This window comes from Nostoc sp. (assembly GCF_036917675.1).
Taxonomy (GTDB): domain Bacteria; phylum Cyanobacteriota; class Cyanobacteriia; order Cyanobacteriales; family Nostocaceae; genus Nostoc.
In genome coordinates this window covers 454,198-469,846 of record NZ_JBALCT010000074.1, presented here as the reverse complement: position 1 = coordinate 469,846, position 15,649 = coordinate 454,198, and the positions used below count along the sequence as shown (strand labels likewise).

The following is a 15,649-nucleotide window of genomic DNA, read 5'->3' as shown; positions in this document are numbered from 1 at the left end:
AGTACTACTAGCGATGGGAGTCTTTGTGGGTCAGAAAATCTTGAGGCAGTTTATGTCAACCATTTTAAAAGTGTTAACAGTCTTCTTATTCCTCCGGTGGAAAAATAATGTCCAGCGACTAATAGACCTAAGAACTATAACTATTACTTTGTGTACAGTCAAAGCATTTATCGAAGCACCTTTAATACTAGATACTAGGGATTGAGCTACGTTCGCTCTGATAAGCGGCAATTTTAAACATGTCCTCCATCACTTTTGAAATTTTAATCATTTTGGTGCTAATTATTGCCAACGGTGTGTTTTCTATGTCTGAGATGGCGATTGTCTCAGCCCGGAAAGTTAGGCTACAACAGCTTGCCAATCAAGGAGATGCCAAGGCAAAAGTAGCACTGAAACTAGCTGAGTCTCCAAATCATTTCCTGTCAACCGTTCAAGTGGGTATTTCGCTGATCGGTATCCTGACTGGTGCTTTTGGAGGAGCAACAATTGCCAGTCGGTTGGCAATCTATGTAAAACGCGTCCCCTTGTTAGCACCTTATAGTGACCCGCTCTCCTTCGGAATAGTGGTTTTGCTGATTACCTATTTTTCACTCATTGTTGGTGAATTGGTACCGAAGCGTCTGGCATTAAACAACCCAGAAAGGATTGCATCAATTGTAGCTATTCCGATGCAAGCATTGGCAGCGATCGGTTCTCCAGTAGTCTTTCTCTTAAGCGCTTCTACAGATTTGATCTTGCGAGTGCTGGGAATTACAGCTTCTACCGAGCCGCAAGTCACCGAAGAAGAAATTAAAATCTTAATTGAGCAAGGCACCGAGGCGGGAACCTTTGAGGAAGCTGAACAGGATATGGTGGAGCGAGTCTTTCGTTTAGGCGATCGCCCTGTCAGCTACTTAATGACACCCCGCCCCGATATCGTCTGGCTAGACTTAGACGACTCTGCCGAAGAAAATCGCCAAAAAATGGTTGATAGTGCCTATTCTCGGTATCCAATTTGTCAGGGGGGACTTGACAATGTGCTGGGTGTTATCCCTGTCACCGACTTATTAGCCAGGAGTTTCCGAGGAGAACCGCTAGACTTGACCATAGGATTGCGACAGCCCGTATTTGTGCCAGAAAGCACCCGTGGCTTGAAAGTTTTGGAATTGTTCAAGCAAACTATCACTCACATGGCGCTGGTAGTCGATGAATACGGCGTGATTCAAGGATTAGTCACTCTCAACGACATCATGAGCGAAATCGTGGGTGATGTTCCTTCCACAGATGGGCAAGATCAACCCCAAGCTGTGCAACGCGAAGATGGTTCCTGGCTTTTGGATGGGATGTTGCCCGTAGAGGAGTTTTTGGAACTTTTCGGTATGGAAGAGTGGCAATCTGAGGAACGCGGCAGTTATCAAACTTTAGGCGGTTTTGTGATCACCCATCTAGGTCGTATTCCTGCCGCAGCAGATTATTTTGAATGGCAAAGTATGCGAATTGAAGTAATGGATATGGATGGGAACCGCGTTGATAAGGTGCTAGTCATACCGAAGCCAAGTAAATCAGCAGATACGAAAGAATCTGACTAGTATTGGGCATTGGGCATTGATGATTATTGTTTATTATTTCACATGCTCTGTGTTCAATCTAACTTGGTGCGTTATGTTAAAACCGTAATGCACCCTGCTAGCTAAATATATTCATATCGGATTTATATAGCGTTTCTTAAGCAACTGAGGTACAGCTTAACCTCACGCCAATAAGGAATAAGCTTTATCTCCTCTCTACTTACTAAGGAGAGGGGTTGGGGGTGAGGTTTTGAATCGTTGAGCTAGGACAAGAAAACTTTGCCACAGAATTTAATGATATTTTTTACCAAAATTAGTTTAAATATCAAGAATGCTTATCAATTCTTTAGCTACATACTCAACAACAGGTACAGGAACAGCATTACCAAACTGTTTTATGGCAACATCATCTTTTTCGTGATATTCAAAGTTTTAGTTCCAGATTATCTATATTTTTCGGGCTTGCTAATCCACTGACATTTTCAAATATAAAGCCTTTAGGTTTATTTTTATTGACTAGTCTAATTACATCAAACCATAACTTTCCTCTAGGATCTTCAAATCCCTTTAAACGACCTGCGACTGACCAAGGTTGACACCGAACACCACCAACCACTATGTCAAGATGAGAGGGAAGTTCAGTAATTTTTGTGATATCTCCTAATTCAATTTCATCTTTGTTTAAGTAGCTGATAAAATTTTGTTGATAAACTTTTATAGCTTGTTTGTCTATTTCAGAATAGCCCAAGCATTGACCACCTAGTTTTTGTAAAGCAATTCTAAATCCACCAATACCGGCAAATAGATCGATGAAAGCGAATTTATTTTGATAAGTTACTAACTGTAGAGGTAATTCTATTTGTTTTGAATTTTGCGAAAATAGAGATTTCATTTCTGTTAGCCAAATTGATTAACTAACTATTGATATGTAGTCACTTAGTATATCATCAAATATACTAAGTTTCTAATCTTCAACTCTGAGACAATCGTTTCACCTCTGCACCCGCCAACAACTGATGGGCTTGTTCCAGGAGTTGGGGGATTTTATCAGCGTGGGGATTGCGGGCGAGACATTGCCGCAAGTCTAATTCATCTAGTCGATCAGCTTTATTGCCAGGGAACCAGTGGTTGCCATTGCCAAGCAAGTTGTAGCGCATTTTAGCGTAGTCTACCAGATCGTAGGCGATCGCTAGATTCCGCAGCCACAAAATCACCCGAATATTTACCTCGCCTGGGGTTTTCTCAAAGGTTGGTAGATTTGTCTCCCAGGATTTTACCCAATCTTCTCCTAAAGAAGCGATCGCTTCTGATTCCAACCTTGCTAAAATTGGTGGCAAAATTGACGATGCATGATCTACTAATTCTAAAGTCTTCAGGTGTTCATCAAAATCTTCTGGTTTTGCTGCTCCCAAACTCAGGGTATGCACCTCTTGATGACTCAAACAAAACAAATCATTAAACACCATTGGACTCAAAGGGGCGCAAAGATTTACTAACTTTTGTGGTGGTTTATATAACAAACCTCCTTTATCAGATGGGCTAATGATAAACACCCCCATATCGTGGCATTTAGCTGCTTCAATTGCCGCCCAATTCCATTGATTAATGTAGTACCAGTGCAGATTCACATAATCAAATTGATTGGTATTAATTGTCTGCACAATTATATCTGTTGATCCGTGTGTAGAAAAGCCAATAAATCTAACTTTTCCCTCAGCTTGCAACTGCTGGGCTACTTCTAAACAGCCACCAGGACGGATGCTGTAGTCTAATGACTCAACATGATTGATGCCATGCAACCCTAATAAGTCAACATAATCTAGTTGGAGATTTTTTAATGATTGTTCAAATGTCTCCCGAAATTCTTTAGCATCTACCTGTGGGTTGATTTTAGTCTGAACAATCAATTTTTCGCGGGCAAACTTGGGCAATATTCTCCCCAATTGCATTTCGGAAGTGCCATAACCACGAGCAGTTTCAATATGATTAATCCCAACTTCCACCGCCCTTCTAATAGTGGCTTCTAGATTCGCCTGGTTATCAGCAGGAATTTCATTATTGGGAACATCCTCCCATTTGAACTGATATCTCATGCCACCGCAGGAAAACACTGGCATCTGTAATTCTGTGCGTCCAAATCGTCTATATAGCATCAGTAGATTGGGGATTGCTTACTAACTTAAAATCTAAAAACGACAGTCGTTCGAGCTTTCAGTGCCACAATAATTACCTCTGTTCAATCTGTGACACCAGTACCGCAAGGCGGAATTCAAAACTCAGCGCCCCTCTGCGCTTCCCTCAGCGTTCCTCTGCGTTGAAAAAAGCTACGAATTTCGGAAATGCTGTACTAATAAATGGCAAAAAACCCCAGCAGTGCTGAGTTGATGCCCTTCGGATGAAGCTCGTACCGTTAATTTTTTGGAGACTGCGCCTGAGTTAAGCAATTTCTCAATGTTTCGGCTAACACCTGTACGTTAGGTTCCTTAAGTATGTCAAGATGAGAGCCGGGAAGGTAATGGATATCTAATCCTTCAGGCACTACGTCGCCCCAGCCGAATTGAGGATCGTATTGTGTACCTATAGCTTCGTCCCGATTTTGATCCTCTGTCCGCAAGAGGATAAGTTGACCAAGATAAGGTGAAAAGATATATTTACTGGTGGCTTCAGTGTTAGCATCTATAATTTTTAAGTGCTTGTCAGCTACAGTTAAATCAAGTACCTCTCCCACGTAACGGTTATATCTATTTTCGAGATGCTGCTTCCGCCAATAGCTCCATTTCATAGCCCTTTGCCAAAGGTAGCTAGGGCCTTGTTGAACAATATTATTTAAATGCAAAAAAATTCGCTTGAGAAATGGCGCCCGCCAGCTATAACCTCGACGACAACTATCAAGCATAACTAGAATACCAACTTGTTCACCTTGCTCTTGGAGTTGCCGAGCCATCTCGAAAGCAACTACACCTCCAAAAGAATAACCTCCCAGAAAATAAGGTCCATTGGGCTGAAGCGTCTGAATTTCTTGAATGTAGTGAGTTGCCATGTCTTCAACCCGTGTATGGAAAGGGTGTTTTCCATCTAGCCCTTGTGGCTGTAATCCATAGAAGGGTTGCTCTGAACCCAGATGCAGTGCCAATTCACGGAAACACAACACTTCTCCACCTAGTCCGTGAATACAGAAAAAAGGTGGCTTGGAACCGTTGGGTTGAATTTCTACCAAGGATGACCAGCTAGATTTTGATTGGTCTAAGCTATTTACTAAAGCCAAGTTTCTTGCTATATCTTTTTCTTGGCAGATTATTTTGGCTAGAGCCTCTACAGTCCCTGACTGGAACAGAATCGCAAGAGGCAGATTTTTACTAAATGTCTTCTCAATTTGCCAAAACAGTTTTACCGCTAATATCGAGTGTCCTCCTAGCTCAAAGAAGTTGTCTCTGACACCAATGGGCTGGACACCTAAAATTTGTTCCCAAATCTGTATTAGCTGGCGCTCAACTTCATTGCGGGGAGCAACAAAGGTGGCTTCTAGCTCTAGCTTCGATAAGTCTGGTGCAGGTAGGGCACGCCGGTCTACTTTGCCGTTGGGGGTTAAGGGCATGGTATCCAGCAAGACAAAAGCCGAAGGTAGCATGTACTGTGGCAATTTTTTCGAGAGAAAGCGCCGGATTTCACTAATCGGGGTTGCTGAGTCCTGATTCAGTATAATGTAAGCGATCAAACGTTGATCACCGGAAACATCTTCACGGGCAATGACTACAGTCTGGAGTACGTCTGGGTGTTGGGCTAACACCGTTTCAATTTCCCCTAGCTCAATGCGTATCCCCCGGATCTTGACTTGATGATCTCGGCGACCGAGAATTTCTAGAGAGCCATCTGGACGATAGCAGCCGCGATCGCCTGTATAATAAAGCCAATCCTGTGGATCATTCCGAAAAGGGTTCTTGACAAATCGAGAACGGTTTTCTTGTTGGGCATTGATGTAGCCCAAACTGCGGAATGGAGTTCGGATCACAATCTCGCCCGGTTCACCGATGCCGCACGGTTGCTGATTCGGTGTTAAAACTAGTGCTTGGGTTTGAGGAAGCGGCAATCCTACTGGCTGTACCCCTGGTGTACACTCAATAGGTACTTGGTAATAACACTTAGCCAAAGTTGTCTCTGTCGGACCATAGAGATTAACAATTTCACCTGATTCTGGAAAAGCATCCCGCCACCGAAGCACAAGTGTTTCCTTCAGAGGTTCTCCAGCCAAGAACAACCAGCGTAAGTTACGTAATGAGACTCCTGACGGCACATTGGCTAACCATAATTGCGCCAGCGAAGGAACTGTGTGAAGTACAGAAATTTGCTCATTTTCCAAGTAACGCAGAATTTTAGTTGGTTCTAGGTTATCCCCTTCTTCTGGCAAACATAGGGTTGCACCACTAGTCAAAGGTAAGAAGATATCTCTGAGGACGACATCAAAGGAAAGACCAGTTAATTGGGCAACGCGGTCTTGCTGATTAATTTCAAAGGTCTGCCGTTGCCAGTTAAGAAAATGTGCCATCCCTTTGTGACACCCCAGCACTCCTTTAGGTACACCAGTAGTGCCGGAAGTAAAGAAAATATAAGCTGGATCGTCACCAGCGATTTCAGGCAGGTTTACTGCTTGAATGCTGTTTTTGAATGAATTTATGGTTTCTCCTGTGTCTGGGTTTACACAGATGATAGTTAAAGACTCCCATATCTTTTCATCTTCTGGACGCTGACCATCAATATATAATATGTATTTGGCTTTAGCTTCCTGTAGCATGAGGCGCTGGCGATCGCTAGGAAGTTTCGGATCGAGGGTGAGTAGCACACCGCCACTTAAGAGTACGCCAACCATACTGGCAATCAGCCCAAAGCTTCGTGTCCCAAACACGGCTACGACATCTCCCCGCTCCACTCCGCCAGATAATAAAACCTGTGCTAAGGTTTGAGCTATTTTGCCCAATTCCCCATAATTCCAAGTGCGAAATCCTTGACGGAGTGACGAATGTTCTGGGGTGCGATTTACCCAAGAGGTAAACATTGTTGTCGCCAATTCATACCGTGGTTCTGGCAAAACCGCCCTTGGCTCTGGCAGCAAATGTTGCGCTTCTGGTGTTATCAGAGAATATAAACTAATCTGGCTCTCTGGAGCAGCAACAATTTGATACAGCAAGTGATGGAATTGATCAAGCATTTCCATCATCCGCTCTGAAGTAAACAGATCGGTGTTGTAGACTAAATCAAGTTTGATTCCTTGGTTTTCTTCCGTAACGTACAGGGTTAAGTCGAACTTGGAAGCTGTTTCTAGCATCAAGACTGGTTCTATAGCCACTCCAGGTAGTTCCAGTTGGATGTCCCTTAAGTTGAGCATATTAAACCACACTTGAAACAGTGGGTTGCGACTGGTATCTCGCTCTGGGTGCAGTTCTTCTACCAGTTTCTCGAAGGGCATATCTTGATGAGCATAAGCATCTAATGCCATCTGGCGAACTCGACTTAGCACTGAACTAAAACTGGGGTTGCCGACAAAATCAGTCCGTAAAACAACGGTGTTAATAAAAAATCCGATTAACCCTTCAATCTCAGAACGGTTACGGCCAGCAATCGGAGAACCGATGAGAATATCTTCTTGCCCAGTGTAGCGGTGCAGTATTGTCCCAAAAGCCGCCAGCAATGTCATGAATAGGGTGACACCCTTCTGATACGAGAGTTCTTTTAGCGATGCACTCAAAGTCTGCGGTAGCATCAGGGATTGCACTGCTCCCTGGTAAGTTTGGACTGGTGGCCGTGGTCGGTCCGTTGGTAATTCTAATACAGTATTAGCACCTGCTAACTGGGTTTTCCAGTAGTTGATTTGGCTAGAAAGTACCTCACCCGATAGCCATTGCTGCTGCCACACAGCAAAATCCGCATACTGAATGGGCAATTTTGGCAGGGGGGAAGGTTTACCGCTAAAAAAGGCTTGATAAACGGCTGCTAACTGCTGCCAGAGAATGCCTACTGACCAGCCATCTGAGGCGATGTGATGCATGACCAACAGGAGTATATGCTCCTGTTCGTCTACCTGGAGCAAAGTAGCTCGCAGCATCAAGTCAGATTCTAAGTTGAAGGGGCGTTGCGCCTCTTGATTTAGGAGACATTCCACTTGCTCCTGTCTTACCTTAATCATTCTGAGTTCCACGGGACGAGGCGTGCCAATTACTTGTATGGGGCTACCATCAAGTGATGTGATAAAGTTTGTTCGCAGTGCCTCGTGATGGACAACGATCGCATCTAATGACTGTTGCAATATGCCCACGTTTAACTTGCCCGTTAAGCGCTGGGCATTCGAGAGGATATATGCTGGGCTGTTGGGTTCCAACTGCTCCAAAAACCAGACTCGCTGTTGGGCAAAGGATAAAGGGGCTGACTCCCGGTTGGCTATTTGGGGAATAGTCTGATTTTGGGGATCATCTTCTGGAGTCTGGTTTTGGGCGTTCCCGCTTCTCGTGTCGGAGACGCTAGGCGAACGGGTTGCCGTAGGCATCGCTTCAGCTAAACTAGCGATCGTGGGATTCTCAAATAAAAGTTGCAACGGTATTTCTATCCGAAAGACTTGGCGAACCCTAGACATCACTTGAGTGGCCAGCAGTGAATGACCTCCCAATTCAAAAAAATTGTCGTGGATGCCTACTTGTTCTAGACGCAAAACTTTCGCCCAGATGCTAGCTAAGACTTCTTCTGTCGAATTCTGAGGTGGAACAAAGTTAGTTGACATCTCAAGAGGAAATGTATCCGGTGCAGGCAAGGCGCGACGGTCTATTTTACCATTGGGATTTAATGGTAGGGTGTCCAAAAATACAAAAAAAGTAGGCACCATGTATACAGGTAGCCGAGTTGACAAAAAGCGACGCAATTCAACCTGGCTAGGGATTTCCTCTGGACAAGCAACAACATATGCCACGAGTTGTTTATCGCCAGGAACATCCTCTCTAGCTATGACTAAAGTCTGCGTCAGTGCCGGATGTTGACCTAATATGGCTTCAATTTCTCCCAATTCAATTCGGAAGCCACGTATTTTCACTTGGTAGTCAATGCGACCAAGGAACTCGATATTACCATCACTTAAATAACGTGCCAAGTCCCCAGTTTTGTAAAGACGTGCCCCAAGTTCAGAGCTAAAAGGGTTAAAAATGAACTTATCTGTGGTCAATTCTGGACGGTTCAGATAACCTCGCGCTAGACCAATACCGCCAATGTGCAGTTCACCTGATTCACCAACAGGCACAGGCTGCAAATTTTCATCGAGGATGTGAATCTCTGCATTAGTAATGGGGCGACCAATGGGAGCAATGACGTAATTAGTACCGCGCTGACAACTCCAGAAAGTGGTATCAATGGAAGCTTCTGTTGGCCCATAACAATTATGCAGAACATTGTCCAAATTCAGTTGGGCAAAAAAGCGCTCTATGAGTTCGCCAGGTAAGGCTTCACCACCGCAGGTAATGTGCCTGATGAATCGGCAATTTTCAATTCCCTTCTCTTCGAGTAAGACACGGAGTATAGAAGGCACTAAGGCTAGGACGGTGATTTGCTGCTCAGTAATCACCTTCACAAGGTAGGCGGTATCTTGATGTCCACCAGGCCGAGCTATGATCAATTGCCCTCCGAAGCACAATGGCCAGAATATCTGCCACACTGAGGGGTCAAAGCTAAAAGAAATAGTCAGTAAAACTTTGTCTGCCTGAGTTAATCCAAAGGTTGTTTGCTTCCAGTAGAGTTGATTGCAGATCCCCCGGTGAGGAATCATTACACCCTTGGGCTGTCCTGTAGAACCAGATGTGTAAATTACATAGATGAGATTATCAGTTGTCGTCTCATTTATCGGATTTTCTTGACTATTTCCGATATTCCCTTGCCAGTTTGAGTCCAGACAAATTACTTGCGCCTGATGAGGTGGTAAGTTATTGAGGAATTTTTCTTGGGTTAACAATACTGGTGTCTGCGTGTCTGACAAGATGAAAGCTAAACGTTCTGAGGGATATGCCGGATCTAAAGGCACATAAGCGCCTCCAGCTTTGAGAATTCCCAGCAACCCGACAATCATCTCCAAAGAGCGCTCTAAGCAAATGCCCACAAGTACTTCCGGTCCAACGCCTAAAGTACGTAAGTAGTGCGCTAACTGATTCGCCCGTTGGTTTAACTGCCGATAAGTAAGTTGTATATTTTCACATACTACAGCAATGGCTTGAGGCGATCGCTCAACTTGCATCTCAAACATCTGATGGATGCACATATCCTGATGATGGACTGCTTGGCTGTCATTCCATTCCTGTAAAACTTGAGTGCCGATAATATGAGTTAAAGTATCTAACGGAATATTTTGTTTATATTTTGAAGTCTGGCTATTATTTATCTGCATTTTATATATAAGTTTCAGTCGATCTATCAATTGTCGGGAGTCATCCACAGCAAAGTAGCGATCGTGTTTAATACAATTGTACTTTGATACCAATTAAACATCAAAGCACTTCAACTGAAGTTTAGACAAAAAGGGATGTCAGCTAATACAGCCCCCAATCTATAGAAAATCAGAGAAATACCACTAACTCTCATATACCAAGATAAAACTTACTAAACTCAAAAGTTGGTGTCTAATTTTTGGCTATTACCAGTGCCTTCATTTCCGAATTGACCAGAGGTTGATGATAATTTTTTTTGATATCTGGCACGGGTTTTCCATCTACAAAAACTTTGTAAATTTTTGCCTGAGAGTTGCTAGGCAAATTGTCAATAATTCTTGCTTTAAACGCAGCCGGACTATAAGTTCTAGCAAACCCTTCATATGGGCCCCATCCAGCAAACGTTGAAGTATTGTCAAAAATTGCGATCGCTGTTTCAACACTGGACTTCTGAATCTGTTTATTATTCCAGATTTCTGCATACTCGTTAGCTAGAAATAGCGGTGCAATTACAAGTTTTCTGCCCACTCTCAATAAACGTACTGCCTCTTTAATAAACTCAATATCCAAATCACCTCGAAAATGCTCAAAAGAGTGATGACAGCTAATTCCATCTAAAGATTCATCTGGGAGGGGGATTGCATCAATAGAGCCACCAATGTATTTAATTCCATCTGCGGCTTTTCCATCTAATAAAGAGTCTTGACAGTAAGCAGTCAATTTAAAGTCAGAAACCGCCATTAAAGCCTTGATATATTCAGCTTTTTCCCCACCGGCAGCATCTAATATTTCATCACCCTCTTTCAAATCTAACAGAGTCATTGTCGTTAGGTATTCAAGAGGCTTGGAATGGACATAGCCAAGCTGATTATATTTACTAAGTACATCTGAATTTACAAAATTCTTATAATCTGTTTCTGAAAGAGATAAATTGTTTACTTCTACCTGCGTTTTACCTATTTCCGAATCGTCTATAGGTCGCAGAATCCGATTAACTTTTAAATTATTTAGATGCAACTTTGTCAGCCAACGCCACTTTTGTGTGTTCAGAAATCTGCCTAATCCATTTATATTGAATTTGCCGATTACCATAATTTAACCCCATATTTTATTTATTGAAACTCTAAATCGCAATTAAGTCCAAAGAATTAATTTTTGATTTTAGCCAACAACAGGCATTTAATTAAACGCTTATTATCTTATTATTAAGTTCAACAAATAAGTTTGTGCTTGTTTCTAATCTAAGCCATCTCATAACCTAATCGATTATAAAAGTACATTAGTACATTATCGTTTTTTAGTAAAATCCGCCGAGCTAAAAAATAATTCTTACCGAATCTTCATTTTGTTTGCTTCTATATAAAATTCATGTAAAGTTATAATATTATTTTCTTAAAGAATTACCCGAACTTCATGAAACCACGTAGGTGGGTTTTATTTATATAACTTCACTCTTCTGGTAGAAACTACAGTCCCATCCGTAAGGTAACAGCCCTTTTGGGCCTTCAAAAGCTTAACAACATGAGAATTAACATCGGGTACTTACCGTCCAAAATGTAATCTAAAGCATCGATTCATTAATCAAAAACCTAATCCCCCAGCCCCCTGCGCTACTAGCTACGGTGTACATAAAAGTCCTAAAATCCATGCCTGGTAAGATACAAGCCGTATATTGGCGAGGTTTTGAGTTGATCGCGCTGATTATCAATAGTGTCAGCTTATTACTTATTAATTGAGGTCAACGGAAAATAGATTGTGTAAAGTTTTGTAACAATGATCAAACTTTTGATGCTTTTCGTTATATGTTGTTTGTGTAAGTTTTGTTAATCAGTAATTATGCGTAAAGAAACAGAGAAGCTTCTAAGCAAAACTGAATTAATCTAAGTAGATATGAATTTCGGAAGGAATATCATTGTCTCATAGAAGGAAGTTGAAATCTGCAATAGAACTGTAGTGATTCAGCCCATTTATTACGCACATTAAAAATCATAATATTCTTACCTGACCTCCTTAATCATTAAATGTCAGGAACTTTATTCAACTATAAGTTAACTCACCAACAAATCTTTTTTGGCATCGAAACTCAAATTTTCCAGACTAAACTGGATTCTACCCTCCAAGAAAAGCTAAGTATCTGGGTATTAACGGCACTCAAACGATCTGGAAGATGCTTTTGATCAAGAACTTAAAGTTACTCCGAAGAAAATGGTTAATAGTAGACTACAAAGGGGAGGTTTCTTTGAAATAAAAATGTGAGATCCCCCACTTGTCTTATATAAGTTTGCATCAAATTTTAACTACACCAAGTGTTCCTAACTATGAGTAATCAAGGCATTACAACAAATAAATTCAGTGAAGTACCTTTGGATTTGCGTGCATCTGGATTTGTCAAAGTACGCAAGGGTTCGTGGTGGCTAAGATTAACAACATTGTTTTTAGTAGACTATACTCTTTTATCCCTAGCTTGGATTTTAGCTGGATATCAGTCTTCCTATGGGCATTTTACTTGGTATATACCGAGTTATTATTTACCGATTTTAATAACTATTGGGATTCAAATAGGATCATTAGCTGTCGAAGGTATTTATCGAGAAGGTCAAAAACGCTATGACTATTTCAATATTATCAAATCGCTAACTTTTGCTCATGGATTAATACTCCTTGTTTCTTTTTTGTATAAACCAGTTGTTGATATTACACGTCCAAGATTAATATTATTATCTTGGTTGTTGAGTATATTATTTATCTGTACTGGTAGGTATGCTGTAAACATTGCTCTTGAATATCTGCGTAAGCAGAAAAAAATAGTTCGTTCTTCGGTATTCATTATTTGTGATCCACAAGATCATGAGCAGATTGCTAGCTTTATAAAAAAAGAAAAACACTATATAGTATCTGGAACGGCGAATGCTAATTCATTAGACAGATATCAACGTCAACAAACATTGAATCAACTTAATCAATTAGGTGTAACAGAAGTTTTTATATCTTGGGATGCTCTAAAAAATAGAATGTTTTTATGCTGGTTATTTCAAGCATCCGGCATACAAGTACATATTTTACCAATGGAATTAAAACCAATTTATAGAAACATAGAATTTAATAAAATAGGAGGAATGCCTTGCCTGAGTTTGGATTGTCCGATAATTACAGGTAAAGATTTTTGGATCAAGCGTAGTTGTGATTTTTGTTTCGCGACTTTATTTGTAATGTTATCATTCCCTATTTATATAGCTATAGCTATAGCTATAAAACTGGACTCTCCCGGCACAGTATTTTACAGACAAACCCGTGTAGGTTTACATGGGCAACAGTTTAAAGTATGGAAATTCCGAACGATGAGGTCTGATGCTGAAAAATTGCAGAAAGAATTAGAAGCATTAAATGAAACAAAAGATGGGATTATCTTTAAAATTAAAGACGATCCTCGCGTTACCCGTGTTGGAAAATTTCTTAGACTTTATAGCTTAGACGAATTACCTCAACTTTTTAATGTTATTTTTGGAGAAATGAGTATAGTAGGACCTCGCCCTTTACCTACTAGAGATGTTGATAAATTTTCTGAACATCATTTTATCCGACATGAAGTTTTACCTGGAATTACAGGTCTTTGGCAAGTCTCAGGTCGCTCTGATATTTTAGATTTTGAACAAGTGATTAATCTTGATCTTAACTACATCGAAAATTGGTCGCTTGGGTTAGACTTTGAAATTCTCCTCAAAACAGTTATGGTAGTTTTGAAAAAAGAAGGCGCATACTAAGTAACAAAAACAAAACCATACCGGACATTAAAATTATACAGTTTAGGTATTAATATAAATATTGCAGTTTGATAGTACAATTTTTCACGCATTAAATCTAGATTTTTCTACTTTACTGAGTGAAAAAATACGTGTCTAAGCGCGATAGAAGCTTTGGGATTTACAAACCAAAAATTTGTTAATAAATTTTGCCATGAGTTGCACACTCAAGCGTGCGATGATAGAAGCTAAACGAAAATGCATTTTCGTCATTGATTCCTATGACTGCTATCTATGGAACATCTCAAAAAACTTCTAACTATATATCATAAAAAGTAAGTTATGAGATTTATAGGTATTGGTAATTCAAAATTAACGAAATAAACTGATTAATAATTTAAGAATGGTAGAAAAGTACAAATTCATAAGTAATTCCCTGTCAATGATAGTCAATCGGTTAGCGCAAAGCATTACAGCCTTTGTATTAACTGCTTTTATTGCTCGTACTCTAGGAGCTGAGGCTTTAGGACAGTATCTACTAGCATATAGCTACTACTTTATCTTTGTGGGCATTGCTTCACAGGGGCTAAAGACATTGTTTACCAGAGAACTAGCCCGTGAGCCACAAAAAACACCAGTTTATTTAATGAGTGGTACCTGGCTACAGTTAATATTTAGTTTTTTCAGTTATGGGGCGTTGGTGATTGTAGTATTTTTACTTCCCTATAGCTCCAAAACCTCGACTGTTTGCTACATCATGGGCTTAACGATCATTCCTTTTGCACTTTCCAACATCACGGAGGCAATTTTTCAAGCTCAAGAAAAAATGCATCTAATTGCTATCTCTACAGTGCCAGTGTACATCGTACGCGTAATAATAATGATTTGGGCGATGCAACTGAAATATGGAATTGAATATCTGGGGGCGATTCTATGCTTTTCGGAAACACTAATTTTAGTAATTGAATGGATTTTCATCATCCGGTTAGTCAAAATAGAATGGCAGATTGATGGGAATTTTGTCTTGAATACAATCAAAAGTGCGCGGACATTTTTTGCTATTGAAGGAATAGCTGTACTCAATGGTAGAGTTCAAATATTGATTCTTTCATTGTTAGGAAATGAGTTTTTAGTGGGTCTATTTGGTGGAATATCACAATTGCTACTACCCTTTTCGATTATTGCTAACAGTATAACTTTAGCAATGTTCCCAAGATTTTCAAAGGCAGTAGAGCAAGGACGGGAAAGGCAGAGGCAGATAAGTGAAAATGTTATTGAAATTCTACTAATTATGGCATTACCCTTATTGATTGGGCTGTTATTTTTTGGTAAAGATTTACTAGTTTTGATCTATAATCCTAGCTTTGCTCAAGCAAATTTAGCCCTTCGTTTAAGTGCTGTATCACTGGTTTTTTTGCCTTTTACCCGCTCACTGTCCTATGTACTTGTAGCCAATGGTTTTGAGATAGTTAACCTGCGTGAAGTGGTTATTACGACTACATTAGGAAGCTTGGGAGGTGTGGCATTAGTTTCCCAATATCAGTTATTAGGTGCAGCTTTAATGGCATTATTAATGACTATTATTGGTTTTAGTCAGTATATTTACTTCACCTATACTCGCCTATTTTCGTTAAATTTATGGCGAGTTATGCGCCGACCCTTACTAATATGCCTTTTGATGCTACCTATATTCATTTTATTGGAAAAAATTAGCTTAGACTTTATATACACTCTAATTATTGCAACTTGTGCCTATGGTTTATTTGTGATTTATCTAGGTATTCGTGCATTTGGCGGGTTTCGTTTTTTATGGATGAAACTTTTAAGAGAGCAGTAATTGTTTAATATAAAATTATACAAGTAAGGCAGCCAAAATTGTGGAATAAATAATCTAATTGAGAATATAATTTTA

General features: G+C 40.4%; 8 protein-coding genes. 3 read left to right on the top strand and 5 right to left on the bottom strand.

Features of this window, described 5'->3' with window-relative positions; genetic code table 11:
• The first annotated feature begins 239 nt into the window (after nucleotides 1–239).
• Nucleotides 240–1,568 (top strand): hemolysin family protein, encoded by a 1,329-nt coding sequence (locus V7K31_RS31495; protein ID WP_335100449.1) that lies wholly within the window; start codon nucleotides 240–242, stop codon nucleotides 1,566–1,568.
• A 297-nt stretch (nucleotides 1,569–1,865) separates the two neighbouring features.
• On the opposite strand, the gene V7K31_RS32035 is transcribed toward V7K31_RS31495, so the two are convergent.
• The 5 genes from V7K31_RS32035 to V7K31_RS31475 all read right to left on the bottom strand — a co-directional run bounded on the left by V7K31_RS32035 (nucleotide 1,866) and on the right by V7K31_RS31475 (nucleotide 11,089).
• Nucleotides 1,866–1,946 (bottom strand): hypothetical protein, encoded by an 81-nt coding sequence (locus V7K31_RS32035; RefSeq protein ID WP_442941427.1) that lies wholly within the window; start codon nucleotides 1,944–1,946, stop codon nucleotides 1,866–1,868.
• A gap of 25 nt (nucleotides 1,947–1,971) precedes the next feature.
• A complete protein-coding gene (gene dcm / locus V7K31_RS31490) occupies nucleotides 1,972–2,439 on the bottom strand; it encodes a DNA (cytosine-5-)-methyltransferase (RefSeq protein WP_335100447.1) in 468 nt (155 codons plus the stop codon).
• A 79-nt stretch (nucleotides 2,440–2,518) separates the two neighbouring features.
• Complete coding sequence (locus tag V7K31_RS31485; protein ID WP_335100445.1) at nucleotides 2,519–3,700, bottom strand: aldo/keto reductase; 1,182 nt, start codon at nucleotides 3,698–3,700, stop codon at nucleotides 2,519–2,521.
• A gap of 257 nt (nucleotides 3,701–3,957) precedes the next feature.
• Entirely contained in the window at nucleotides 3,958–10,050 is a 6,093-nt protein-coding gene (locus V7K31_RS31480) for an amino acid adenylation domain-containing protein (protein WP_335100443.1), read from the bottom strand.
• 139 nt (nucleotides 10,051–10,189) lie between these two features.
• Nucleotides 10,190–11,089, bottom strand: a complete 900-nt coding sequence (locus V7K31_RS31475; protein WP_335100441.1) for a class I SAM-dependent methyltransferase — start codon at nucleotides 11,087–11,089, stop codon at nucleotides 10,190–10,192.
• A 1,226-nt stretch (nucleotides 11,090–12,315) separates the two neighbouring features.
• On the opposite strand from V7K31_RS31475, the gene V7K31_RS31470 reads away from it, so the two are divergent.
• A complete protein-coding gene (locus tag V7K31_RS31470) occupies nucleotides 12,316–13,758 on the top strand; it encodes a sugar transferase (RefSeq protein WP_335100439.1) in 1,443 nt (480 codons plus the stop codon).
• Between the two features lie 382 nt (nucleotides 13,759–14,140).
• A complete protein-coding gene (locus V7K31_RS31465; RefSeq protein ID WP_335100437.1) occupies nucleotides 14,141–15,574 on the top strand; it encodes an oligosaccharide flippase family protein in 1,434 nt (477 codons plus the stop codon).
• Nucleotides 15,575–15,649 lie beyond the last annotated feature (75 nt).

Bases quoted from the DNA above. Each gene is read 5' to 3' on its own strand.
- V7K31_RS31465 (WP_335100437.1), top strand. From the start codon at position 14,141: ATGGTAGAAAAGTACAAATTCATAAGTAATTCCCTGTCAATGATAGTC.
- dcm (WP_335100447.1), bottom strand. From the start codon at position 2,439: ATGAAATCTCTATTTTCGCAAAATTCAAAACAAATAGAATTACCTCTA.
- V7K31_RS31485 (WP_335100445.1), bottom strand. From the start codon at position 3,700: ATGCTATATAGACGATTTGGACGCACAGAATTACAGATGCCAGTGTTT.
- V7K31_RS31495 (WP_335100449.1), top strand. From the start codon at position 240: ATGTCCTCCATCACTTTTGAAATTTTAATCATTTTGGTGCTAATTATT.
- V7K31_RS31475 (WP_335100441.1), bottom strand. From the start codon at position 11,089: ATGGTAATCGGCAAATTCAATATAAATGGATTAGGCAGATTTCTGAAC.
- V7K31_RS31470 (WP_335100439.1), top strand. From the start codon at position 12,316: ATGAGTAATCAAGGCATTACAACAAATAAATTCAGTGAAGTACCTTTG.